Origin of the sequence: Pseudomonas sp. FP2300, from assembly GCF_030687595.1 — a bacterium.
Lineage (GTDB): Bacteria > Pseudomonadota > Gammaproteobacteria > Pseudomonadales > Pseudomonadaceae > Aquipseudomonas > Aquipseudomonas bijieensis.
Window position 1 is genome coordinate 5,341,265 of sequence record NZ_CP117440.1, and the last position, 22,366, is coordinate 5,363,630.

General features: G+C 60.0%; 23 protein-coding genes and 1 pseudogene. 15 read left to right on the forward strand and 9 right to left on the reverse strand.

The features are described 5' to 3' along the window. Window positions 1–245: 245 nt before the first annotated feature. The 8 genes from metG (at window position 246) to PSH86_RS23700 (ending at window position 7,039) form a co-directional block, all read left to right on the forward strand. Complete coding sequence (metG, locus tag PSH86_RS23665) at window positions 246–2,291, forward strand: methionine--tRNA ligase (protein WP_305485295.1); 2,046 nt, start codon at window positions 246–248, stop codon at window positions 2,289–2,291. Window positions 2,292–2,421: 130 nt separating this feature from the next. Beyond that, window positions 2,422–2,994, forward strand: a complete 573-nt coding sequence (locus PSH86_RS23670; protein WP_109753855.1) for an Rnf-Nqr domain containing protein — start codon at window positions 2,422–2,424, stop codon at window positions 2,992–2,994. Further along, window positions 2,991–4,007: an electron transport complex subunit RsxB gene (gene rsxB / locus PSH86_RS23675; RefSeq protein ID WP_109753854.1), complete on the forward strand. Its 1,017-nt coding sequence runs from the start codon at window positions 2,991–2,993 to the stop codon at window positions 4,005–4,007. The genes PSH86_RS23670 and rsxB overlap by 4 nt, the downstream gene beginning before the upstream one ends. After that, entirely contained in the window at window positions 3,994–4,980 is a 987-nt protein-coding gene (locus tag PSH86_RS23680) for an RnfABCDGE type electron transport complex subunit D (RefSeq protein WP_109753853.1), read from the forward strand. Before rsxB ends, PSH86_RS23680 begins: the two co-directional genes overlap by 14 nt. Further along, window positions 4,977–5,588 carry an RnfABCDGE type electron transport complex subunit G gene (locus tag PSH86_RS23685; RefSeq protein WP_116833309.1) on the forward strand — a complete coding sequence of 204 codons (612 nt, stop codon included), beginning with the start codon at window positions 4,977–4,979 and terminating at the stop codon, window positions 5,586–5,588. Before PSH86_RS23680 ends, PSH86_RS23685 begins: the two co-directional genes overlap by 4 nt. After that, window positions 5,581–6,114 carry an Rnf-Nqr domain containing protein gene (locus PSH86_RS23690; protein WP_109753851.1) on the forward strand — a complete coding sequence of 178 codons (534 nt, stop codon included), beginning with the start codon at window positions 5,581–5,583 and terminating at the stop codon, window positions 6,112–6,114. The genes PSH86_RS23685 and PSH86_RS23690 overlap by 8 nt, the downstream gene beginning before the upstream one ends. After that, a complete protein-coding gene (gene nth, locus PSH86_RS23695) occupies window positions 6,111–6,749 on the forward strand; it encodes an endonuclease III (protein ID WP_109753850.1) in 639 nt (212 codons plus the stop codon). The genes PSH86_RS23690 and nth overlap by 4 nt, the downstream gene beginning before the upstream one ends. 107 nt (window positions 6,750–6,856) lie before the next feature. Next, the gene (locus PSH86_RS23700) at window positions 6,857–7,039 is read left to right on the forward strand and encodes a PA3496 family putative envelope integrity protein (RefSeq protein ID WP_109753849.1); all 183 of its coding nucleotides are present in this window, start codon (window positions 6,857–6,859) and stop codon (window positions 7,037–7,039) included. A 55-nt stretch (window positions 7,040–7,094) separates the two neighbouring features. Here PSH86_RS23700 and PSH86_RS23705 read toward each other — a convergent pair whose 3' ends face one another. Next, window positions 7,095–7,721: a response regulator transcription factor gene (locus PSH86_RS23705; RefSeq protein ID WP_109753848.1), complete on the reverse strand. Its 627-nt coding sequence runs from the start codon at window positions 7,719–7,721 to the stop codon at window positions 7,095–7,097. Between the two features lie 458 nt (window positions 7,722–8,179). Here PSH86_RS23705 and PSH86_RS23710 point away from each other — a divergent pair. Continuing rightward, window positions 8,180–8,428, forward strand: a pseudogene (locus tag PSH86_RS23710) (hypothetical protein); the annotation flags it as partial. Window positions 8,429–8,755: 327 nt separating this feature from the next. Here the strand turns inward: PSH86_RS23710 and PSH86_RS23715 are convergent. Together PSH86_RS23715 and PSH86_RS23720 are read right to left on the reverse strand one after the other, a co-directional pair. Then, window positions 8,756–9,973, reverse strand: coding sequence for an argininosuccinate synthase (locus tag PSH86_RS23715; protein WP_053124536.1), 1,218 nt, complete (start codon window positions 9,971–9,973; stop codon window positions 8,756–8,758). Window positions 9,974–10,101: 128 nt separating this feature from the next. Continuing rightward, on the reverse strand, window positions 10,102–11,079 hold the full coding sequence (locus PSH86_RS23720; RefSeq protein ID WP_109753846.1) for an OmpA family protein: 978 nt from the start codon (window positions 11,077–11,079) through the stop codon (window positions 10,102–10,104). Window positions 11,080–11,270: 191 nt separating this feature from the next. Here PSH86_RS23720 and pyrC point away from each other — a divergent pair, with 191 nt between their 5' ends. Continuing rightward, entirely contained in the window at window positions 11,271–12,317 is a 1,047-nt protein-coding gene (pyrC, locus tag PSH86_RS23725; protein WP_109753845.1) for a dihydroorotase, read from the forward strand. Then, a complete protein-coding gene (gene rnt, locus PSH86_RS23730) occupies window positions 12,314–12,991 on the forward strand; it encodes a ribonuclease T (protein WP_109753844.1) in 678 nt (225 codons plus the stop codon). The genes pyrC and rnt overlap by 4 nt, the downstream gene beginning before the upstream one ends. Before the next feature lie 198 nt (window positions 12,992–13,189). Here rnt and PSH86_RS23735 read toward each other — a convergent pair whose 3' ends face one another. Then, window positions 13,190–13,792 (reverse strand): peroxiredoxin, encoded by a 603-nt coding sequence (locus PSH86_RS23735; RefSeq protein ID WP_122569349.1) that lies wholly within the window; start codon window positions 13,790–13,792, stop codon window positions 13,190–13,192. Between the two features lie 314 nt (window positions 13,793–14,106). Between PSH86_RS23735 and PSH86_RS23740 the strand changes: the two genes are divergently transcribed. Beyond that, the gene (locus tag PSH86_RS23740; RefSeq protein ID WP_003178704.1) at window positions 14,107–14,325 is read left to right on the forward strand and encodes a bacterioferritin-associated ferredoxin; all 219 of its coding nucleotides are present in this window, start codon (window positions 14,107–14,109) and stop codon (window positions 14,323–14,325) included. 198 nt (window positions 14,326–14,523) lie between these two features. Beyond that, a complete protein-coding gene (gene bfr, locus PSH86_RS23745; protein WP_109753843.1) occupies window positions 14,524–14,997 on the forward strand; it encodes a bacterioferritin in 474 nt (157 codons plus the stop codon). A gap of 227 nt (window positions 14,998–15,224) precedes the next feature. On the opposite strand, the gene grxD is transcribed toward bfr, so the two are convergent. The 3 genes from grxD to PSH86_RS23760 all read right to left on the reverse strand — a co-directional run bounded on the left by grxD (window position 15,225) and on the right by PSH86_RS23760 (window position 18,182). Continuing rightward, window positions 15,225–15,566 carry a Grx4 family monothiol glutaredoxin gene (gene grxD / locus PSH86_RS23750; RefSeq protein ID WP_003204956.1) on the reverse strand — a complete coding sequence of 114 codons (342 nt, stop codon included), beginning with the start codon at window positions 15,564–15,566 and terminating at the stop codon, window positions 15,225–15,227. Window positions 15,567–15,654: 88 nt separating this feature from the next. Beyond that, window positions 15,655–17,763, reverse strand: coding sequence for a molybdopterin oxidoreductase family protein (locus PSH86_RS23755; protein ID WP_116833312.1), 2,109 nt, complete (start codon window positions 17,761–17,763; stop codon window positions 15,655–15,657). A 131-nt stretch (window positions 17,764–17,894) separates the two neighbouring features. Next, window positions 17,895–18,182 carry a hypothetical protein gene (locus PSH86_RS23760; RefSeq protein WP_014339882.1) on the reverse strand — a complete coding sequence of 96 codons (288 nt, stop codon included), beginning with the start codon at window positions 18,180–18,182 and terminating at the stop codon, window positions 17,895–17,897. Window positions 18,183–18,584: 402 nt separating this feature from the next. On the opposite strand from PSH86_RS23760, the gene argF reads away from it, so the two are divergent. Together argF and PSH86_RS23770 are read left to right on the forward strand one after the other, a co-directional pair. Further along, a complete protein-coding gene (gene argF, locus PSH86_RS23765; RefSeq protein ID WP_109753841.1) occupies window positions 18,585–19,505 on the forward strand; it encodes an ornithine carbamoyltransferase in 921 nt (306 codons plus the stop codon). Further along, window positions 19,502–20,611 (forward strand): ABC transporter ATP-binding protein, encoded by a 1,110-nt coding sequence (locus PSH86_RS23770; RefSeq protein ID WP_305485320.1) that lies wholly within the window; start codon window positions 19,502–19,504, stop codon window positions 20,609–20,611. Before argF ends, PSH86_RS23770 begins: the two co-directional genes overlap by 4 nt. Before the next feature lie 139 nt (window positions 20,612–20,750). Here the strand turns inward: PSH86_RS23770 and PSH86_RS23775 are convergent, their stop codons facing one another. Further along, the gene (locus tag PSH86_RS23775; protein ID WP_163857034.1) at window positions 20,751–21,533 is read right to left on the reverse strand and encodes a PhzF family phenazine biosynthesis protein; all 783 of its coding nucleotides are present in this window, start codon (window positions 21,531–21,533) and stop codon (window positions 20,751–20,753) included. Window positions 21,534–21,715: 182 nt separating this feature from the next. Beyond that, window positions 21,716–22,186 carry a Cys-tRNA(Pro) deacylase gene (ybaK, locus tag PSH86_RS23780; RefSeq protein WP_109753838.1) on the reverse strand — a complete coding sequence of 157 codons (471 nt, stop codon included), beginning with the start codon at window positions 22,184–22,186 and terminating at the stop codon, window positions 21,716–21,718. Window positions 22,187–22,366 lie beyond the last annotated feature (180 nt).

Here is a 22,366-nt window from a genome sequence, read left to right on the forward strand (position 1 = left end):
GTGGCGAGGGGATTTATCCCCGCTGGGTTGCGAAGCGACCCCAAAACCTGGCGCTTCGGTGAATCAGACTGGTCAGGTTCGAATGTTTTGGGACTGCTGCGCAGTCCAGCGGGGATAAATCCCCTCGCCACAGGTTGTGTCTATACCGCTCCCAACAACGCATCCGGAAACAGGCCAGTGGGGTGAAATATATTTCCCGGCGCTTTATAGTGGCCGACCTCCGTTTCATCAAGTAGCCGAGCCCCATGTCCGAGCCACGCAAGATCCTCGTCACCAGCGCCCTGCCCTATGCCAATGGTTCGATTCACCTCGGCCATATGCTGGAATACATCCAGACCGATATGTGGGTGCGCTTCCAGAAGCATCGCGGCAACCAATGCATTTATGTCTGCGCCGACGACGCCCACGGTTCGGCCATCATGCTGCGCGCGGAAAAGGAAGGCATCACCCCGGAACAACTGATCGCCAACGTCCAGGCTGAACACAGCGCCGACTTTGCCGAGTTCCTGGTGGATTTCGACAACTTCCACTCCACCCACGCCGAAGAAAACCGTGAGCTGTCGAGCCAGATCTACCTGAAGCTGCGTGACGCCGGGCACATTGCCACCCGTTCGATCACCCAGTATTTCGACCCGGAAAAGAAAATGTTCCTGGCCGACCGCTTCATCAAGGGCACCTGCCCGAAATGCGGCACCGAGGACCAGTACGGCGACAACTGCGAAAAATGTGGCGCCACCTACGCACCGACCGACCTGAAGGACCCGAAATCGGCGATTTCCGGGGCCACACCGGTGCTCAAGGACTCCCAGCATTTCTTCTTCAAGCTGCCGGACTTCCAGCAGATGCTGCAAACCTGGACCCGCAGCGGCACCCTGCAGGACGCCGTGGCCAACAAGATCGCCGAATGGCTCGACGCCGGCCTGCAACAGTGGGACATCTCCCGCGATGCGCCGTACTTCGGTTTCGAGATCCCCGACGAGCCCGGCAAGTATTTCTACGTGTGGCTGGACGCACCGATCGGCTACATGGCGAGTTTCAAGAACCTCTGCAACCGCACGCCGGAGCTGGACTTCGATGCGTTCTGGGGCAAGGACTCCACCGCCGAGCTGTACCACTTCATCGGCAAGGACATCGTCAACTTCCATGCGCTGTTCTGGCCCGCCATGCTCGAAGGCGCGGGCTTCCGTAAACCGACCGGCATCAATGTCCACGGCTACCTGACCGTCAACGGCCAGAAAATGTCCAAGTCCCGCGGCACCTTCATCAAGGCCCGGACCTACCTGGACCACCTGTCGCCGGAATACCTGCGCTACTACTACGCGGCCAAGCTCGGCCGTGGCGTCGATGACCTGGACCTGAACCTCGAAGACTTCGTGCAGAAGGTCAACTCCGACCTGGTAGGCAAGGTAGTCAACATTGCCAGCCGTTGCGCCGGTTTTATCCACAAAGGCAACGCCGGTGTCCTGGTTGCGGGCAATGCCGCGCCGGAGTTGACCGACGCCTTCCTCGCCGCCGCGCCAAGCATCGCCGAAGCCTATGAGAGCCGCGACTTTGCCCGCGCCATGCGCGAAATCATGGCCCTGGCCGATCGCGCCAATGCCTGGATCGCCGACAAGGCGCCCTGGTCGCTGGCCAAGCAGGAAGGCAAGCAGGACGAAGTCCAGGCGATCTGCGCCCTGGGCATCAACCTGTTCCGCCAGTTGGTGATTTTCCTCAAGCCGGTGCTGCCGCTGCTGGCCGCCGATGCCGAGGCGTTCCTCAACGTCGCGCCGCTGACCTGGAACGATCACCAGACGCTGCTGAGCAACCATCAGCTGAACGAGTTCAAGCCGTTGATGACTCGCATCGACGCCACCAAGGTGCAAGCCATGACCGACGCCTCCAAGGAAGACCTGGCCGCCAGCCAGACCGATACCGGCGCGCCGGCCGGGAACGGCGAACTGGCCAAGGACCCGCTGTCGCCGGAAATCGACTTCGACGCCTTCGCCGCCGTTGACCTGCGCGTGGCGCTGATCGTCAAGGCCGAGGCCGTCGAAGGCGCCGACAAGCTGTTGCGCCTGACCCTGGACATTGGCGATGAGCAACGCAACGTGTTCTCCGGCATCAAGAGTGCCTACCCGGACCCCGCCAAGCTTGAAGGCCGCTTGACGATGATGATCGCCAACCTCAAGCCACGCAAAATGCGCTTCGGTATCTCCGAAGGCATGGTGATGGCGGCAGGCCCCGGTGGTGAGGAAATCTACCTGTTGAGCCCCGACAGCGGCGCCAAGCCGGGCCAGCGGATCAAGTAACGCGACCGCTTGTTGCACCGATCCCACAGTCGCTTCGCAGGCGGCTGTGGGATTTTCATATCTGGCCCGCCCTCCCGGCGTGCCGGATAATGCCTAATCTTGTAACAGGCCCTTTGTTGCCAACACGCCCATGACCGAAATCGTCCTCACGCTGTTCAGCGCTGCACTGATCAACAACCTCGTGTTGCATTGGCCGCTGGGCGTCGATCCGCTGCTGGCGGCCAATGGTCGAAAGCAGGTGCACGCCTTGGGCCTGGCGACGGCGTTCCTGATGCTGATGGTTGGCGCCTTGGGCTATCTGCTGGACCACTGGCTGCTGGTCCCGGCAAACCTGACATCGCTGCGCCTGTTTGCCTGGTTGTCCTTGAGCGTGCTGTTGATCGGCCCATTGCTGCACTGGCTGGCGCGCTGGCTGCCGGCATTGCCGTTCGAGGGGCTGTGGCCGCTGTTGCTCGCAAATGCCGGTATCCTCGGCCTCACGCTACTCAACAGCCAGGATGATCGGGGCCTGGGCCATGCCATCGCCACGAGCCTGGGCGCCGGGCTGGGATTCTGGCTGGTGCTGAGCCTGTTCGATGATTTGCGCCAACGCGTCTTCAATAACGATATTCCCCTGCCCTTTCGGGGCCTGCCGATTCAGTTGATCAGTGCCGGACTGATGGCGGTGGCCTTTCTCGGATTGCGCGGGCTGGTCAAAACATGAGCCTGATTCAACGTATCGACGCCTTGCTGCCGCAGACTCAGTGCGGCAAGTGCGGCCATCCCGGGTGCAAGCCCTACGCCGAAGGCATTGCCCAGGGTGAGCCGATCAACAAATGCCCGCCCGGTGGACGCGAAACCATCGCCGCCCTGGCCGAGCTGATGAAAGTGCCAGTATTGGAACTGGACACCAGCCGCGGCAGTGCCCCGGCGCAGATTGCCTTTATCCGCGAAGCCGAATGCATCGGTTGTACCAAGTGCATCCAGGCCTGCCCGGTGGACGCGATTGTCGGCGCGGCGAAGCTGATGCACACCGTCCTCATCGACGAATGCACCGGCTGCGATCTTTGCGTGGCGCCCTGTCCGGTCGATTGCATTGAAATGCGTCCTCTGCCGACGGCGACCCTGCCGATCGTCGGCGGCCTGGCCTTCAGCGCCGCAGAGCAACAGGCGCGAACCGCCAAGCGCAACCACGCCCGGCGCCGCTTCGAACAGCGCAATACGCGTCTACGCCGCGAAGAAGAACAGCGCCAGGCCGAACGCCTGGCTCGCAACCAACGCGCAGCCCAGACTCAACCCCAGGAACAGGGCCAGGCACTCGACCCCGTACAAGCCGCACTGGAGCGCGTGCGCGCGCAAAAAGCCGCCACCGCCGATGCTGCCTTGAAAAAAGCCAAGGTCGACCTGGCCATGAGCCGGGCGCAATTGAACAAATCCTTGAAAGCGTTCGGCCATCCGCCAACCTTCGAGCAACAGTCGCAACTGATCGTGCTGCAACGTCAGTTCGAAGCAGCCGAGCAGGCCCTGAGCCAACTGGAAAACGCCACCCCCTCGACCGCTCCAGCTCCTGCACCGGCGAACAGCGCCGAGCTGAAGCGAGCCAAGATCCAACTGGCGATGCGCCGCGCCGAACTCAGCAAGGCCCGGGCGGCTACGGTATCGGATGAACAACTGCGGGCATTGGAACAAGCGGTGAAGGATGCCGAACGCCAGGTGGACGCCCATGCCGCTTCCTGAGCCCGTGGATGAACGGCTGCGCCAAGCGATGACGCGTGTGTTGCTGGCGACACTGCCCGGCCTGCTGGCATTGCTGTGGTTCCATGGCTGGGGCGTGCTGCTCAACCTGCTGTTGTCCGGTCTCACTGCGCTGGCAGTCGAAGCGTTGGTACTGCGTTTACGGGGCAGACCCTTCAAACCTGAGCTGAACGATGGCAGCGCGCTGGTTAGCGCCACACTGCTGGCCCTGGCCTTGCCGGCCTATTGCCCCTGGTGGCTGACCGTGACTGCGGCCGCCTGCGCCTTGCTGTTCGGCAAGCACCTGTGGGGCGGCGTCGGCAGCAACCCGTTCAACCCGGCGATGCTTGGGTACGCCGTGGTGTTGGTGGCGTTTCCCTCCCATATGAGCCAATGGCCGGCGCTCCATGCCATGGGCCTGCTTGAAGGCTTGCAGCAGGTATTCGGCACTCACCCGACGCCCGATGCCTGGGCCGGAGCAACCGCGCTGGACAGCCTGCGGACCAACACGAGCCTGACCATCGATGAACTGTTCGCCAACGATCCGGCCTTCGGGCGTTTCGGTGGCAGTGGTGTCGAATGGATCAACCTGGCCTTCCTGGCGGGCGGTCTGTTTCTGCTGCAACAGCGGGTGTTCAGTTGGCATGCCCCGGTGGGCATGCTGGCGAGCCTGTCCATCGTCAGCCTGTTGTGCTGGAACGGTTCGGGTTCCGACTCCCATGGCTCGCCGCTGTTTCACCTGTTCACCGGCGCAACCATGCTCGGCGCGTTTTTTATCGCGACCGAACCGGTCTCGGGGGCCAAGGCCCCTCTCGCTCGCCTGCTGTTTGGCGCAGGTATGGGGTTGCTGGTCTATCTGATCCGTACCTGGGCTGGTTACCCGGACGGCGTGGCGTTCGCGGTGTTGCTGATGAACCTCGGAGTACCGGCACTGGACCGGTTTGCCGAAGCGCGACAACGGCGGCCACTGACATGAATAATCGCGGCGGCGTGGCAATCCTGATCCTGGTGATCGGCCTGGGCGTTGGTGCCACTTACCTCACTCACCTCGGCACGGCCGGGCGCATCGAGGCCCAGCGGCAAGCGTTGGCGAACAGAGCCTTGCTCGAGGTGCTGCCCACTGACCGCTATGACAACCAGCCGTTGGCGCACCCCATTGTCCCAGCCTCGGTGACCTTGGCTCACAGCACGCTGCTGGGCGGCTACCTGGCGACCCGCAGCGGCCAGCCCAGCGCCGTGCTGCTACGTAGCCAGGCGCAGGGCTATGAAGGCAGCATCGAATTGCTGATCGCCATCGATCCACAGGGCCGGTTGCTGGGCGTCAAGACCCTGCGCCAATCCGAAACACGCGGGTTGGGCGCGGCGATTGCCGGTTGGCCGAACGCCTGGCTGCAGACTTTCACCGGTAAATCACGTCAAGCGCCTGAAGACAGCGGCTGGGCCTTGAAAAAGGACCAGGGGCAATTTGATCAACTGGCAGGCGCGACAGTGACATCCCGGGCGGTCCTGCAGGCTGTGCACGATGCGCTGCGTTACTTCGACGAGCACAAGGCTCAGTTGACGGGGGTGGCGGCGAATGAATAAACCATGGGGGCTGACACACGGCCTGCTGCTCGTCCCATTGATCGGCGCGAGTCATTCGCTGGTCGGCGCGCTGGGGTTGTGGCTGGCCTGGGCCTTGATTCTCTTCAGCCATGGTTTGACGATGGGGCTTGTCCGGCAGCGCCTGACAACCCGTCAACGGCTGCTCGCCTCCATCGTGCTGGCCGCGACCCTGACCACCTGCACGGGCTTTATCGTCCAGGCCTGGGCGCTGGAACTGTACCGTCCGTTGAGCCTTTACGTTGGCTGGATCGCCCTGAGCTGCGTGGCGCTGGAGCATGAGGGATTCTTCGTTGAGTCTCGCTGGCTTGGGCGCCTGAGGCTGGTTGGGCTGTTCGGTCTCTTGATGATCAGCCTGGGCGCCGTGCGTGGGCTGATCGGCAGCAGCCTTCCCCTGGCCTTGCTCGCCCCAGGCGGGTTCATTCTGCTTGGGCTGCTGTTGGCGGCCCGACAGGCTTGGACGGCTGACACTCCCCCTTCAACTATCGAGGAAACGCCGCGCCCATGAACGCCGCAAAACGCCTGGAAATATTTCGTCGCTTTCACGAGGACAACCCGGAACCAAAGACCGAACTGGCCTATTCCTCGCCGTTCGAGTTGCTGATCGCGGTCATCCTCTCGGCCCAGTCCACCGACGTCGGCGTCAACAAAGCCACGGCCAAACTTTTCCCGGTGGCCAATACGCCAGAGGCGATCTATGCCCTGGGCGTCGAGGGACTGTCCGAGTACATCAAGACCATCGGGCTATTCAACAGCAAGGCCAAAAACGTAATCGAGACCTGCCGCCTGTTGATCGAGCGCCACGCCAGTGAGGTCCCACAGACCCGTGAAGCGCTCGAAGCCCTTCCGGGCGTGGGCCGCAAAACCGCCAACGTCGTACTCAACACCGCGTTTCGGCAGTTGACCATGGCGGTCGACACCCACATTTTCCGTGTCAGCAACCGCACCGGGCTGGCCCCCGGCAAAAACGTGGTGGAGGTCGAGAAGAAATTGATGAAATTCGTCCCCAAGGAATTCCTGCTGGACTCCCATCACTGGCTCATCCTTCACGGACGCTACGTCTGCCTGGCGCGCAAGCCCCGCTGTGGCAGCTGTCGAATCGAAGACTTATGCGAATACAAGCACAAGACCTCCGACGATTGAGGCGCTATTGATTTTATCGATCAACCGATTGAAAAAATCTTTTTTACCCGCCCGTGGTTTATCGATATAAGGAGCGCCAATGGCAGTCTTAGCCTGGAGTCGAACCCATGAGTACTGGCAAAGAACAACTGGATGTAGAAGACGAATTCATCGCCGTTGAGGCCGACGACGTTGAACCTGTGGTCGTGGAAGTGGCGAAAACCAACCTGAGCAAGCGCCGCACCATTGATAACCTGCTGGAAGAGCGCCGTCTGCAGAAGCAACTGGCCGATTACGACTTTGACCTCTGACACGTAAAAGCCTCCCTGATGGAGGCTTTTTACTGAGTACGCGTGACCCGAAAACTCACACCAACCCATTACGCTGCGCCAGTTCGATCAGGTCGACCAGGGAACGGGCATTGAGCTTCAACAATAAGCGTGTCTTGTAGGTACTGACGGTCTTGTTGCTCAAGAACATTCCATCGGCAATCTCCTTGTTGGTCTTACCGCGAGCCAGTTGTTGCAAGACCATCATTTCCCGCCCCGATAATCGGTCGACCATATCCGACTCACTGGCATTGCCCAGACTCGACCGTACCGTATGCAAGGCCTGGTTGGGGAAGTAACTGTAACCGGACAGTACTGCCTTGATTGCACTCAGTAACTCAGTAAGATCCTGTTGCTTGCATACATACCCGGCCGCCCCCGTCTGCATGCAGCGCATCGAAAAATGTCCCGGTGCCTGGGAAGTCAGCACCAGCACCTTCATCGATGAAGGAATAGCCGCCAGACGGGCAATGACCTCCAATCCGTCCAGCTTGGGAATACCGATATCGAGAATGACGATATCGGGCATAAGTTCGCGAGCAAGTTGTAACGCATCGACGCCATTATCGGTTTCGGCAACGACTTCATAACCATGACGCTCCATCAGCAAACGTACAGCAAGACGAATGACGGGATGATCATCCACGATCAGCACTTTATTCATGGGCAAATCCAACTTCGCTGTTCGAATTTTTAGAGCACGCACAATAGCCTAGTCATTTCTACCTTGGCATGCCGCCCCCCCCTGAACGCTCGCACCGAGAGACAGAACCTACAAGCTATACAGAAAAATCCTACAAATTCTCCAGGAAAAAATGTGTCGTGAATTTTTCTACAGAGAAGAATGGACCTTTCTTAACAATCCGGTAACCCTGTGAACAATTCGCTCTTTTACCGTGACGCCCACCGACAGGCAGCCCATTAAAAAGCTTTTCAATCATAAAGAGTAACTGAATTATTTACTGTTAAAACTGCCTCTCGCTCACTTCAAGAAGAAAAATTCATATATAAAATAGCTTGGCATCCGACATCCATCATCGGCAGCCGCTGCGATTGCGCCTATATCTTAATAACCACTTTCCAGCCTATTCACCGAGCATAAATATTCCATGAGCATTAACCATGAACAAACCTTCGAAGACCATAACCAACCCTATGACCCTCATCGCCATATTCGCTACTTTGTCCGAAACTTCCGCGGCGATTTCCTTGCCATTCCTGGATGACCAGGATCGTGAGTATTACCTCTGGTTCCTGATCAGCTTCCCTTTTTATCTATTGCTGCTTTTTTTCATAACGCTCAACTTCAATTATCGCTCCCTGTATTCACCCTCGGATTTTCGCAAGAACAAACACTTTTTAAAGACCATGGTTGACTCGCCCTGCCGGCACAAACGACTGCTACGTCGGGCGGATAAAATCAAAGAGCTGCTAAAACGCCTTCATCGACGCAGGCGCGAACCAGCCTCCCCTTGTCTCCTATGCGGCCAATCGGAACGCCTGAGCGAGACCTGTCGATCAAGACATTTGAAGCACACCCGCATCGTCGTATACGTCATCTACAGCAACGCAGACCCGGCAGCCCACGGGCAGGATGAATGAACGATCAAGGGCCGCGCAGCAGCAAAGCCCGCACACGCCAAAAAGGGGCAAAAAAACGGCCTGCTCATGGCAGGCCGCTTTTTCATCTCGCCAGGGTCAGAACAGCTTGCGACCCTTGTTCGCCGCGATGCGCATGCGCAGGGCGTTGAGCTTGATGAAGCCGGCCGCGTCGGCCTGGTTGTAGGCACCGCCGTCTTCTTCGAAGGTCGCGATGTTGGCATCGAACAGCGAGTCGTCGGACTTGCGCCCGGTCACGATCACGTTGCCCTTGTACAACTTCAGGCGCACGACACCGTTCACGTTGGTCTGGGAGGCGTCGATCATCTGTTGCAGCATCAGACGCTCAGGGCTCCACCAGTAGCCGGTGTAGATCAGGCTTGCATACTTGGGCATCAACTCGTCTTTGAGGTGAGCCACTTCGCGGTCCAGGGTGATCGATTCGATCGCCCGGTGGGCGCGCAGCATGATGGTGCCGCCGGGAGTTTCGTAGCAGCCACGGGACTTCATGCCCACATAGCGGTTCTCGACGATGTCCAGGCGACCGATGCCGTGTTCGCCACCGATGCGGTTCAGGGTCGCCAGCACGGTGGCCGGGCTCATCTCAACGCCGTCCAGTGCGACGATATCGCCGTTGCGATAGGTCAGCTCCAGGTACTGCGGGGTATCGGGGGCCTTCTCCGGGGAGACGGTCCAGCGCCACATGTCTTCTTCGTGCTCGGTCCAGGTGTCTTCCAGCACGCCGCCTTCATAGGAGATGTGCAGCAGGTTGGCGTCCATCGAGTACGGGGATTTCTTCTTGCCGTGGCGCTCGATCGGAATCGCGTGCTTCTCGGCGTAGTCCATCAGTTTTTCACGGGACAGCAAGTCCCACTCACGCCATGGGGCAATGACTTTAACGCCAGGCTTGAGGGCATAGGCACCCAGCTCGAAACGCACCTGGTCGTTGCCCTTGCCGGTGGCGCCATGGGAAATGGCGTCGGCGCCGGTTTCGTTGGCGATTTCGATCAGGCGCTTGGCGATCAACGGACGGGCGATGGAGGTACCCAGCAGGTACTCACCTTCGTAAACGGTATTGGCGCGGAACATCGGGAACACGAAGTCGCGGACGAACTCTTCGCGCAGGTCATCGATGTAGATCTCTTTGACGCCCATGGCCTGGGCCTTGGCGCGTGCAGGCTCGACTTCCTCGCCCTGTCCCAGGTCAGCGGTGAAGGTCACCACTTCGCAGTTATAAGTGTCCTGCAGCCACTTGAGGATCACCGAAGTGTCCAGGCCGCCGGAATACGCCAGAACGACCTTGTTTACGTCCGCCATGCCATCACTCCACGGGTTGTACGGAAAGCCGGGAAGTCTAACGTCCAGCGCGGATAATTTACAGAGGCGCGACAGCTTATGACGACGAAGCGACAGATTATGTCGAGAGCGCGACGGTCAAAATCGAATCAGGACGTGCGCGCAGTCGCCGGAGCGGGCGCCTTGGCTGGTGCGGCGACCGGCGCCGGAACCTTGGCGGGCGCCGCAGGAGCCGCCGGCTGCGCCGCCGGGGCCTGGGGTGCCGGTACTTCAGTCGGCGCCACACGCTCCAGGCGCACGACCACGCGACGATTCTTGGCGCGGTTGGCGGCGTTGGTATTGGGTACCAGGGGATAACGCTCGCCGTGGAAGCGCAGGGTAATCTGCGATTCCTGGAAGCCATTGGCCTTGAAGAAATCCTGAACTGCCAGGGCGCGGCGGCGCGACAGCTCACGGTTGGTCAGGCGATTGCCGCTGTTGTCGGAGTGGCCGTCAAGCTCTACATGATTAACGCTTGGATCAGCCTTGATGAAGTCGAGCATCACCTGCAACTGTGCCTTGGCATGGGCATCGAGTTCGACTTCTTCGCCGGGGAAGCCGATCTGGGTCTGCTTCACCTGCTCGAAATTCTTTGGCAACAGTTTCGCCACGCAACCTTGATAGTCATTGAAAGCCTTGCTGAAACGCACCGGCAGCAGGCGCACTTCCGAGACCCGTCCGTCCTCGGTGTTGCGGCGCACCACGGGGCTGCGACCTTCCATCAGGCCACTGATCAACCGGCCGGCCTGGACCTGGGAGCTGTTGAACAGCACATCGCCGCTGCCGATCCTGACCGAACCCAGGTTGATATCGCCTCGCCCCGGTTGCCACGGCGCGGCGGCCGCCAGCAAGGTTGCCGAACCGCCGCCAAGCATCGGGTTGTAGGTCTTGAGGCGGAACGTGGCCTGCTCGCCCGCCCGACGCACGAACTCGCCGCTGCCGAAATCGGTGATCGGCTGGCTCAGCCGGCACTCGAACTTGTCGCCTTCGACCGTCCACTCAATGCTCTCCAGACGGGTCTGGAAAGTGAGCGCCATGGCGGGAAGGCTGGCAAACACACTGAGCAAGGCTAGATAACGCTGGCGCACGGGAGGCTCCACTGACTTTTATACAAAGATCGACGCATGCCTGGGGCATGACGCCTGTCCGGGGCACTGCACGGATTCGTGGCACACCTGTAGGAGCTATCGGTAAGTTGCGGCAGAACTTGATAGCGGGTGCCTGAATCGGTCTTTTCCGGTAGCATTCCCCAGAGTTTGACCCGCCTGGAAGCCCCCCAATGTCTGACCGCCTGACCCTGCTGCGTCCCGACGACTGGCATATTCATCTTCGCGATGGTGCTGTGTTGACCCATACCGTCGCCGATGTCGCGCGCACCTTCGGGCGCGCAATCATCATGCCGAACCTGGTTCCGCCCGTGCGCAACGCCGCCGAGGCCGACGGCTATCGCCAGCGCATCCTCGACGCACGCCCGGCTGGCAGCCGCTTCGAACCGCTGATGGTGCTGTACCTCACCGACCGCACCCAGCCCGAAGAGATTCGCGACGCCAAGGCCAGCGGCTTCGTCCACGCCGCCAAGCTGTACCCTGCCGGCGCGACCACCAACTCCGATTCCGGCGTCACCAGCATCGACAAGATCTTCCCGGCGCTGGAGGCCATGGCCGAAGTCGGCATGCCGTTGTTGATCCACGGTGAAGTCACCCGGGGCGACGTCGACGTGTTCGACCGCGAGAAAATCTTCATCGACGAGCACATGCGCCGCGTCGTGGAGCGCTTCCCGACCCTCAAGGTGGTGTTCGAACACATCACCACCGGCGATGCCGTGCAGTTCGTCAACGAGGCTCCGGCCAACGTTGGCGCGACCATTACTGCCCATCACCTGCTGTACAACCGCAACCACATGCTGGTGGGCGGGATCCGGCCGCACTTCTATTGCCTGCCGATCCTCAAGCGCAATACCCACCAGGAAGCCTTGCTCGACGCCGCCACCAGCGGCAGCACCAAGTTTTTCCTCGGCACCGACTCGGCGCCCCACGCCCGTCACGCCAAGGAAGCGGCCTGCGGTTGCGCCGGCTGCTACACCGCCTATGCCGCCATCGAGATGTATGCCGAGGCGTTCGAACAGCGCAATGCGCTGGACAAACTCGAAGGCTTCGCCAGCCTGCATGGCCCGCGTTTCTATGGCCTGCCGGTGAACACCGACAGTATTACCCTGGTCCGCGACGAATGGACCGCCCCCGCCAGCCTGCCTTTCGGCGAGCTGACTGTCATCCCGCTGCGCGCCGGTGAAAAACTGCGCTGGCGCCTGCTGGAGGAAAACGCGTGAGTGAAGATCATTTCGACGACGAACTGGACGGCAATGGTGGTTCGGGCGGCGCCCGTCATCCCATGGCAGCCCGCTTCCGGGGTTATCTGCCGGTCGTCGTCGATGTAGAAACCGGCGGTTTCAACTCCGCCACCGACGCCTTGCTGGAAATCGCCGCGACCACCATTGGCATGGACGAAAAAGGCTTCGTGTTCCCTGACCACACCTATTTCTTCCGTGTCGAACCGTTCGAAGGCGCCAACATCGAAGCGGCGGCCCTGGAGTTTACCGGGATCAAGCTCGATCACCCGCTGCGCATGGCGGTCAGCGAAGAAACGGCCCTGACCGACATCTTCCGTGGCGTGCGCAAGGCGCTGAAGGCCAACGGTTGCAAGCGAGCGATCCTGGTCGGCCACAACAGCAGCTTCGACCTGGGCTTCCTCAACGCCGCTGTCGCGCGCCTGGACATGAAGCGCAACCCGTTCCACCCGTTCTCCAGCTTCGACACCGCGACCCTGGCTGGCCTGGCATACGGCCAGACCGTCCTGGCCAAGGCGTGCCAGGCGGCCGACATCGATTTCGATGGCCGCGAAGCCCACTCGGCCCGCTATGACACCGAGAAGACCGCCGAGCTGTTCTGCGGCATCGTCAACCGCTGGAAACAGATGGGTGGCTGGCAGGATTTCGACGACTGACATCGGCGCCAGATCCAAGCTTGTGGCTCTTGTGGCGAGGGAGCTTGCTCCCGCTGGGCTGCGAAACGGCCCTTTTTTGCGATTGCTGCGCAATCGAGCGGGAGCAAGCTCCCTCGCCACGGGATCCATGCTCCAACTAGAAACACCCATAAAAAAACCGGCCCTATCGAGGGCCGGTTTTTTTATGCCTGGGTGCGCTTACAGCTTGTCGCCGTTCTCGCTCAGGTAAGCAGCCACGCCTTCAGGCGATGCGTTCATGCCCTTGTCGCCTTTTTTCCAGTTGGCCGGGCACACTTCGCCGTGCTCTTCGTGGAATTGCAGCGCGTCGACCAGACGGATCAGCTCTTCCATGTTACGGCCCAGCGGCAGGTCGTTGATGATCTGCGAACGGACAACACCTTTGTCGTCAATCAGGAACGCGCCACGGAAAGCCACGCCACCTTCGGACTCAACGTCGTAGGCCTTGGCGATTTCGTGCTTCATGTCGGCAGCCATGGTGTATTTCACCTGGCCGATACCGCCATTGTTGATCGGGGTGTTGCGCCAGGCGTTGTGGGTGAAGTGCGAGTCGATCGAAACGGCAACCACTTCAACGTTGCGGGCCTTGAAGTCGTCCATGCGGTGATCCAGTGCGATCAGTTCGGACGGGCAGACGAAGGTGAAGTCCAGCGGATAGAAGAACACCAGGCCGTATTTGCCTTTGATGGCCGAGGACAGGGTGAAGCTGTCGACGATTTCGCCGTTGCCGAGCACGGCTGGAACGGTAAAGTCTGGGGCTTGTTTGCCTACGAGTACGCTCATTGGATATCTCCTGATGTAATAGCGTGAAAACAAGGTCCGGGCCAGCCTGCCACCCTCAGGCGACAGCCCTGTGACACGAACCCGCTTGCAAGGGCCGACCATCATACACCGCGAATTTGGGCTGTCTTCAACGGTTTTTCGGCGGTATTGAAAAATCGCTGTAGCATTTCATGACACGTCACTGGCCGGGGTACAAACCGTTCGTCAGCCAGGCGTCGCTCTGGCAAAAGGTTTTCAGAAACCACTTTGACAATCATTCTCGTTAACATTAAGATCCGTCTCAATTGAGTCACAACCAGCGACGGTTCTAACTTATGTATGTATGCCTCTGCACTGGCGTCACCGACGGACAAATCCGCGAAGCGATCTACGAAGGTTGCTGCAGCTATCGCGAAGTCCGTCAGGCCACCGGCGTAGCCAGCCAATGCGGTAAATGTGCGTGCCTGGCCAAGGAAGTGGTTCGCGAAACCCTCGCCAAGGTGCAAACGGCACAGGCCTCGATCCCCTACCCGGTAGAATTTACCGCCGCGTAAAAAACAGTTTTCAAGGAGCCGGACTCAATGTCCGGTTTTTTTATGCCTGTAAATCAATTGCTTAGCGTCCAGACGCGGAACACAAACATTCTTATTCCGATTAATTTTCATTTATTATTCAATAACTTAGGTTTGACACCCGTAAATGTGCGGCTCAAACTCTGCCCTATATACAGCTATTACAGGGCAGGTCTCATCATGAAAGGCGACATTACAGTCATCCAGCATCTCAACAAGATCCTCGGCAATGAGCTGGTCGCGATCAACCAGTACTTCCTGCATGCGCGCATGTACGAGGATTGGGGCCTGAACAAGCTGGGCAAGCACGAGTACCACGAATCCATCGACGAGATGAAACACGCGGACAAACTGATCAAGCGCATCCTGTTCCTCGAAGGCCTGCCGAACGTCCAGGATCTGGGCAAGTTGCACATCGGCGAACACACCCGGGAAATGCTGGAGTGCGACCTGCGTATCGAGCGCACCGGCCACGCCGACCTGAAGGCCGCCATCGCCCATTGCGAAAGCGTTGGCGATTTCGGTAGCCGTGAACTGCTGGAAGATATCCTCGAATCCGAGGAAGAGCATATCGACTGGCTGGAAACCCAACTGGGCCTGATCGACAAAGTCGGTCTTGAGAATTACCTGCAATCGCAGATGGGTGAAGAATAAGCTTCCCCGAAAGCAAACCACTAAAAAGCCCCGCCCTCTTTCGAGAGGCGGGGCTTTTTATTGCCTGGATTCCAGGCCTACCCAAAACCACTGTGGGAGCGAGCCTGCTCGCGATAGCGGTGGTTCAGGTAAAAAACTGCTGACTGACACACCGCTATCGCGAGCAGGCTCGCTCCCACAAGGTTTCGTGTTCATCACAACCGGTGTGGTGAACCGACTTCCATGGATCAGGCTTCGGTCTTGTTCGCCGCCGCTTTTTCTACCGCTTCCTTGATCGTGGCTTGCAACGAGCCATCAGCGGCCATCTCGGTCATGATGTCGCTACCGCCGATCAGCTCACCGCCAACCCATAGTTGTGGGAAGGTTGGCCAGTTGGCGTACTTGGGCAGGTTGGCGCGGATTTCCGGGTTCTGCAGGATGTCCACGTAGGCAAACTTCTCGCCACACGCCATCACAGCCTGAGCGGCCTTGGCCGAGAAACCGCACTGTGGCGCGTTCGGCGAGCCTTTCATGTAAAGCAGGATGGTGTTGTTGGCAATCTGGTCTTTAATCGTTTCGATGATATCCATGGAGCACCTCGGCTTAAAACTTTGCGACGTAAGTTGTCGACACGGTGACGCATTGTAACGGAAAGCCGAACGTGCTCCAGAGACAATTTTACGCAGCCGCCACCTTCACCGGTACACCGTTGAGCGCCGCGTTGCCGGACAACTCATCGAGCTGGCAATCATCGGTCAGGTCATTGGCGCTGGAGCCTGGCTGTGCGCTGGCAATGGTCATCTGCACGCCCGGCCGGGCATGGCCCCAGCCGTGAGGCAGGCTGACCACACCTTTCATCATGTCCAGGCTGCCCAGCACCTCGACTTCGATGGCCCCCACTCGCGAACTGACCGTCACGCGCTGCCCGTCGGCAAGGCCGCGAGAGGCGAGGTCATCCGGGTGCATCAGCAATTGATGACGCGGCTTGCCCTTCACCAGTCGATGGAAGTTATGCATCCAGGAGTTGTTGCTGCGCACATGGCGGCGGCCAATCATCAGCAACTCATCCGGTTCTGGCGCCTGCAACGCGGCAAAGCGTGCAAGGTCGGCGAGAATCACCGCCGGCGCGGCCTGCACCCGCTGGTTTTCGGTTTTCAAGCGCGGGGCCAGGTTAGGCTTGAGTGCGCCAAGATCGATGCCATGGGGATGGTCGAACAGGGTCGCCAGGGACAACTTGTGCGGCGAGGCGTCGCCATACGCCCCGTTGCGCAGGCCAAAATCGATCATCTGCGCCGGCGGCATGGTCGGCTTGAGCTCTTTGCCGGTCCGGGCAGCAAAGGCCTTGGCCAGGCCGACAAAGATTTCCCAGTCGTGCAGCGCCCCCTCGGGCTTGGGCAGGATGGCCCGGTTGAAACGGGTCACGTTGCGCACCGCGAACAGGTTGAACGTGGTGTCGTAATGATCGTTTTCCAGGGCCGAGGTCGAGGGCAGGATCAGATCAGCGTAGCGCGTGGTTTCGTTGACGTACAAATCGACGCTGACCATGAACTCCAACCCGTCCAGGGCCTGCTCCAGTTGCCGCCCGTTGGGCGTGGACAGCACCGGGTTGCCGGCCACAGTGACCAACGCACGGATCTGGCCCTCGCCCTCGGTGAGCATTTCCTCGGCCAGGGCCGATACCGGCAACTCCCCCGCATATTCGGGGCGCCCGGACACCCGGCTCTGCCAACGATTGAAATGCCCGCCCGAAGTGGTGGCCACCAGATCCACCGCCGGCTCGGTGCACAGCGCCCCGCCCACCCGATCGAGATTGCCGGTGACCAGGTTGATCACCTGGATCAACCAATGGCACAACGTACCGAACGCTTGGGTCGAAACCCCCATCCGCCCGTAACACACCGCTGACGGCGCGGCGGCGAAGTCCCGCGCCAACTGGCGGATCTGCGCTGCCGGCACCGCACAGAGCGGGCTCATCGCTTCAGCCGTAAAAGTAGCGACAGCCTCACGCACCTCGTCCAGACCATCCACAGGCAAATGGCTGTCACGGGTCAGGCCTTCGCTGAACAATGTATTGAGCAAGCCAAACAGCAACGCGGCATCGCCGCCAGGGCGGACGAAGACATGCTGGTTGGCAATGGCCGCCGTTTCGCTGCGGCGCGGATCGACCACCACCACTTTGCCGCCACGGGCCTGGATCGCCTTGAGGCGCTTTTCCACGTCCGGCACGGTCATGATGCTGCCGTTTGAGGCCAGCGGATTGCCGCCCAGGATCAACATGAAGTCCGTGTGATCGATGTCCGGAATCGGTAGCAACAGGCCATGGCCGTACATCAGGTGACTGGTCAGGTGATGGGGCAGTTGATCCACCGAGGTCGCCGAGAAACGGCTGCGGGTTTTCAACAGGCCCAGGAAATAGTTGCTGTGGGTCATCAACCCATAGTTATGCACACTGGGGTTGCCCTGATAGACCGCCACCGCGTTCTGGCCGTGGCGCGCCTGGATATCCGCCAGACGTTCGGCCACCAACGCGAAGGCATCGTCCCAGGCGATGGGGTGCCATTCATTGCCGATGCGCTGCATGGGCTGGCGCAGCCGATCCGGATCGTTCTGGATATCTTGCAGGGCCACGGCCTTGGGACAGATGTGACCCCGGCTGAAGGTGTCCAGCGCATCGCCCTTGATCGAAGTGATCGCCAGGCCCTGGCCGTCGGTCTCGGTGGTTTCGAGGGTCAAGCCACAGATGGCTTCACACAGATGGCACGCACGGTGGTGGAGAGTCTTGGTCATGGCCAGTCTCTGTTTTATTCGTGGCGGGCGCTTTCGGCCGCGGGAACAAAACTATGGCGCGTGATTCCCGGCAGCGCCAGCGACGTTCGTCCTGTGAATTGCCGGGCATCAGGCCAACCGATGACATGGCGTCAAGGCTGGTCGGGAGGCGGCGCCAGCAGTTGGATTTCTTCGACGGTTTCCACCTGCTCCTGGGCGATGGGCACACCTGTCAGCTCGCCGATCAGCCGCCAATGCTCGTCGAGCCCGTTACTGATAGTGGCCATGCGATCGATCATTCGACGACCCGCGGCCTTGGTCACCTCATCGTCGCTGCGCAGCAATTCGAATGACATCGAGGTCACCGAAGCCGTCAGGTGCGTCAGCGAGCGTGCAGTCAGCCCCAGCAATTCCATCAATTGTTGCTCTTTCGAATCCATTTCGGGCTCCTGTGCCACTGTGGTTCATTTATAACCCAGGCCTTTGCATTAGGAAATGTTTCACAACCAGCGGCAGACAGGCGAAAGATGGGATGCCACGGCGCAAACCGCCCCTCATCCATGGCGCGCCCGCCGTGCTTGATTGCCAAGCCGAGCAACGCCAGTGTACAAATGGGTCGCTGCTGTCAGGAAACCGGCCACAAATTCGCCATCGCAGTCTTGCGATGGCCTCGCTGAAATCCCCAAAAACCGTAGCCCTATTGGTAAGACGCGACATTTAATTATAAGATCGCGCCTTCCCCTATTTCGTCGCCCCGTGCGGCTTTTGCCGCAGGTCTCGCCCGTTTTTTGAATAAACAAGGCTTTGAGCATCTGCGGTCAGTTACAAAAAGGTAGTCAATCATGAGCGCAAGGCACTTTCTCTCCCTGATGGATTTCACGCCCGATGAGTTGCTCGGTGTGATCCGTCGAGGCGTGGAGCTCAAGGACCTGCGTAACCGCGGCGTACTGTTCGAGCCCTTGAAAAACCGTGTGTTGGGGATGATCTTCGAGAAATCATCGACCCGCACGCGCATCTCTTTCGAAGCCGGCATGATCCAACTGGGCGGCCAGGCGATCTTCCTGTCGCCGCGCGACACCCAGCTGGGCCGTGGCGAACCCATCAGCGATTGCGCCATCGTCATGTCGAGCATGTTGGACGCGATGATGATCCGTACCTTTGCCCACAGCACCCTGACCGAGTTCGCGGCCCACTCCCGCGTACCCGTCATCAATGGCCTGTCCGATGACCTGCACCCCTGCCAGTTACTGGCCGACATGCAGACCTTCCTCGAACACCGTGGCTCGATCCAGGGCAAGACCGTGGCCTGGATCGGCGACGGCAACAACATGTGCAACAGCTATATAGAAGCGGCGCTTCAATTCGACTTCCAGCTGCGCATTGCCTGCCCTGAAGGTTATGACCCCAATGCCGAGCTGCTCGCCAAGGCCGCGGACCGGGTGTCCATCGTCCGCGATCCGAAACAGGCCGTGGCCGGCGCGCATCTGGTAAGCACCGACGTCTGGACCTCCATGGGCCAGGAAGAGGAAACCGCCAAGCGCCTCAAGCTGTTCGCACCGCTCCAGGTCAACCGGGCATTGCTCGACCTGGCGGATGCCGACGTGTTGTTCATGCACTGCCTGCCTGCCCACCGTGGCGAGGAAATCAGCTTCGACCTGCTGGATGATCCACGCTCGGTGGCATGGGACCAGGCAGAGAATCGCCTCCATGCGCAAAAGGCCCTGCTCGAGTTCCTGGTCGAGCCGGCGTATCACCACGCATGAGTCACCCCCTGCTGCTGAACTTGCACAACCTGGCCTGCGGTTATCAAGACCAACGGGTGGTCCAGAACCTCAACCTGCACCTCAATGCCGGTGATATCGGTTGCCTGCTCGGTTCGTCCGGGTGCGGCAAGACCACGACGTTGCGCGCCATCGCCGGCTTCGAACCGGTGCACGAGGGTGAAATCCAACTGGCCGGGGAAACCATTTCCCGCGCCGGCTTCACCCTCGCCCCGGAGAAACGCCGCATCGGCATGGTGTTCCAGGACTACGCCCTGTTTCCCCACCTGAGCGTGGCCGAGAACATCGCCTTTGGCATTCGCAAACATCCGGACAAGGATCGTGTCGTCGAAGAATTGCTGGAACTGGTCAACCTCAAGCACCTGGGCAAGCGTTTTCCCCATGAACTTTCCGGTGGCCAGCAACAGCGCGTGGCCCTGGCCCGCGCGCTGGCACCAGCACCACAGCTGCTGTTGCTCGATGAACCGTTTTCCAATCTCGATGGCGAGCTGCGCCGCAAGCTCAGCCATGAAGTGCGGGACATTCTCAAGGCCCGCGGCACCAGCGCGATCCTGGTCACCCACGACCAGGAAGAAGCCTTCGCCGTAAGTGACCATGTCGGGGTGTTCAAGGAAGGTCGACTGGAACAGTGGGACACGCCCTACAACCTGTATCACGAACCACTGACACCGTTCGTCGCCAGTTTCATTGGCCAGGGCTACTTCATTCGCGGCCGACTCGAGAGCCCGGAATCGGTGCAGACCGAGCTGGGCATCCTGCGTGGCAACCGTGCCTATACCTGGCCCATCGGCGGTGCGGTGGATGTGTTGCTGCGCCCGGACGATATCGTCTACGCACCGGGCAGCCCGCTCACCGCCAAAATCGTCGGCAAGACTTTCCTGGGTGCGTCAACCTTGTATCGCCTGCAATTACCGACAGGCGCGCAATTGGAATCGATCTTCCCCAGCCATGCCGACCATCAGGTCGAGGCCAGTGTGGGCATCCGCGTCGCGGCTGAACACCTGGTGTTGTTCCAGGCCTCGGGCAGCACGGCGGCGCATCTACCACCGGTGGAAAGCGGCGTGCGGCGTCACAGCACCTCCAGCTAAAACCTGAAGAAATGCAAAATTCTGTGTGAGCGAGCCTGCTCGCGATGACGTAGGCACATTCAGCATCGATGCAAGCTGAGCCGCCGCCATCGCGAGCAGGCTCGCTCCCACATTCGATCTCATTGGCTGGAGTGCAGAGTCAACCCAGCATCAACGTTCCACTGGCCACCAACGTCGCATTCCCGCCAATCTTCACCCGCTCACCTTCCAGCCGGCAAAACAAAGCCCCACCCCTGGCCGAGCACTGATAAGCCGTCAGCCCGTGCTTACCCAAACGCTTGGACCAGTATGGAATCAGGCTGCAGTGGGTCGAACCCGTCACCGGGTCTTCGTTGATGCCAATCGCCGGGGCAAAGTAGCGCGAGACAAAATCATGCTTGCTCCCCGGTGCGGTGACGATAGCGCCAGGCCAGGGCAGTTTCGCCAGGGCCGCCATGTCCGGTTTGCAATCGAGCACCGCTTGCTCCGATTCCAGCACCACGAACAGTTCGTTGGAACTCAGCACATCCACCGCTTCGACGCCCAAGGCACTCTGCACGGCCAGGGAGGCGCCCAATTCGGCAGGCACGATGGCCGGAAAATCCAGCCACAGCCGATCACCCTCACGCGTCACGCTCAACGAACCGGACCGGCAGATGAAATCCAGGCGCTCGACCGTTTCGTGATAGACCTCGAACAGCACATAAGCGCTGGCCAACGTGGCGTGCCCACACAGCGGCACTTCGGTGGTGGGCGTGAACCAGCGAATATGCCAATGCTGGCCTTCACGCACCAGAAACGCGGTTTCAGCCAGGTTGTGTTCGGCGGCGATCTTCTGCATCAAGTCGTCGGCCAGCCAGCCGTCGAGCCGATAGACCATCGCCGGGTTACCGCCGAACGGCCGATCACTGAACGCATCGACCTGATGAAACGCAAGCTGCATGGCACTTCTCCTTTTTTATGCGCCAGCATGCGACGCAGCGGCACGGCTTATCCAGTGACAGATCAGCAGAATTTTCACCCTACAGCCTGGGGATAGAAGATCTGACGCCAAGCTTAGCCTTTCACACCCTTGTGGCGAGGGCACTTGTTTGCGCCTGGCTGCGCAGCAGGCACCGACTCTATTCAAGCACGCCCGATATCAGCGAATGCCGCCCCGGTGTGCTCCTTCAATACCGAAGGCGCCAACTCGACTTCCAACCCGCGCCTCCCCGCACTGACAAACATAGTGGCGAGCGGCTGTGCGGAGCTGTCGATAAAAGTGCGCAGGCGCTTCTTCTGCCCCAGCGGACTGATACCGCCGAGCAGATAACCGGTCGAACGCTGCGCGGCGGCCGGGTCGGCCATTTCGACTTTCTTCACCCCGGCGGCATGGGCCAGGCCTTTCAAATCCAGGGTCCCGGCCACTGGCACCACCGCCACCAGCAATTCACCTTTTTCGCTCGCCGCCAACAACGTCTTGAACACTTGCGCCGGATCCAGGCCGAGCTTTTCCGCCGCTTCCAAGCCGTACGACGCGGCCTTGGGATCGTGCTCATAACTGTGGATGCGATGTTCGGCGCGCACTTTCTTAAGCAAATCCAACGCGGGTGTCATGACCGCTCCTGACAAGGAAATCAAAAAAGAGTGGCCGGATTCTAAGCCATCGCCCACGAAAAGGCTTGGCACACCGCGACCGTCACGGTGACACGCCGCCAGTGGGAGAGTCATTCACGCCGCGAATAGTTGAAATGTGACCGATGGTTCACTTTCGACCTTTGACACCAGCGTTTCTTG

What these genes read in the sequence shown, in the direction of transcription:
- PSH86_RS23690 (WP_109753851.1), top strand. Translation starts at nt 5,581, where the DNA reads ATGAATAAACCATGGGGGCTGACACACGGCCTGCTGCTCGTCCCATTG.
- PSH86_RS23755 (WP_116833312.1), bottom strand. Translation starts at nt 17,763, where the DNA reads ATGACCAAGACTCTCCACCACCGTGCGTGCCATCTGTGTGAAGCCATC.
- bfr (WP_109753843.1), top strand. Translation starts at nt 14,524, where the DNA reads ATGAAAGGCGACATTACAGTCATCCAGCATCTCAACAAGATCCTCGGC.
- PSH86_RS23775 (WP_163857034.1), bottom strand. Translation starts at nt 21,533, where the DNA reads ATGCAGCTTGCGTTTCATCAGGTCGATGCGTTCAGTGATCGGCCGTTC.
- rsxB (WP_109753854.1), top strand. Translation starts at nt 2,991, where the DNA reads ATGAGCCTGATTCAACGTATCGACGCCTTGCTGCCGCAGACTCAGTGC.
- PSH86_RS23700 (WP_109753849.1), top strand. Translation starts at nt 6,857, where the DNA reads ATGAGTACTGGCAAAGAACAACTGGATGTAGAAGACGAATTCATCGCC.
- PSH86_RS23715 (WP_053124536.1), bottom strand. Translation starts at nt 9,973, where the DNA reads ATGGCGGACGTAAACAAGGTCGTTCTGGCGTATTCCGGCGGCCTGGAC.
- argF (WP_109753841.1), top strand. Translation starts at nt 18,585, where the DNA reads ATGAGCGCAAGGCACTTTCTCTCCCTGATGGATTTCACGCCCGATGAG.
- ybaK (WP_109753838.1), bottom strand. Translation starts at nt 22,186, where the DNA reads ATGACACCCGCGTTGGATTTGCTTAAGAAAGTGCGCGCCGAACATCGC.
- PSH86_RS23760 (WP_014339882.1), bottom strand. Translation starts at nt 18,182, where the DNA reads ATGGATTCGAAAGAGCAACAATTGATGGAATTGCTGGGGCTGACTGCA.
- PSH86_RS23740 (WP_003178704.1), top strand. Translation starts at nt 14,107, where the DNA reads ATGTATGTATGCCTCTGCACTGGCGTCACCGACGGACAAATCCGCGAA.
- PSH86_RS23670 (WP_109753855.1), top strand. Translation starts at nt 2,422, where the DNA reads ATGACCGAAATCGTCCTCACGCTGTTCAGCGCTGCACTGATCAACAAC.
- PSH86_RS23680 (WP_109753853.1), top strand. Translation starts at nt 3,994, where the DNA reads ATGCCGCTTCCTGAGCCCGTGGATGAACGGCTGCGCCAAGCGATGACG.
- grxD (WP_003204956.1), bottom strand. Translation starts at nt 15,566, where the DNA reads ATGGATATCATCGAAACGATTAAAGACCAGATTGCCAACAACACCATC.
- PSH86_RS23705 (WP_109753848.1), bottom strand. Translation starts at nt 7,721, where the DNA reads ATGAATAAAGTGCTGATCGTGGATGATCATCCCGTCATTCGTCTTGCT.
- PSH86_RS23770 (WP_305485320.1), top strand. Translation starts at nt 19,502, where the DNA reads ATGAGTCACCCCCTGCTGCTGAACTTGCACAACCTGGCCTGCGGTTAT.
- PSH86_RS23685 (WP_116833309.1), top strand. Translation starts at nt 4,977, where the DNA reads ATGAATAATCGCGGCGGCGTGGCAATCCTGATCCTGGTGATCGGCCTG.
- metG (WP_305485295.1), top strand. Translation starts at nt 246, where the DNA reads ATGTCCGAGCCACGCAAGATCCTCGTCACCAGCGCCCTGCCCTATGCC.
- nth (WP_109753850.1), top strand. Translation starts at nt 6,111, where the DNA reads ATGAACGCCGCAAAACGCCTGGAAATATTTCGTCGCTTTCACGAGGAC.
- PSH86_RS23735 (WP_122569349.1), bottom strand. Translation starts at nt 13,792, where the DNA reads ATGAGCGTACTCGTAGGCAAACAAGCCCCAGACTTTACCGTTCCAGCC.
- pyrC (WP_109753845.1), top strand. Translation starts at nt 11,271, where the DNA reads ATGTCTGACCGCCTGACCCTGCTGCGTCCCGACGACTGGCATATTCAT.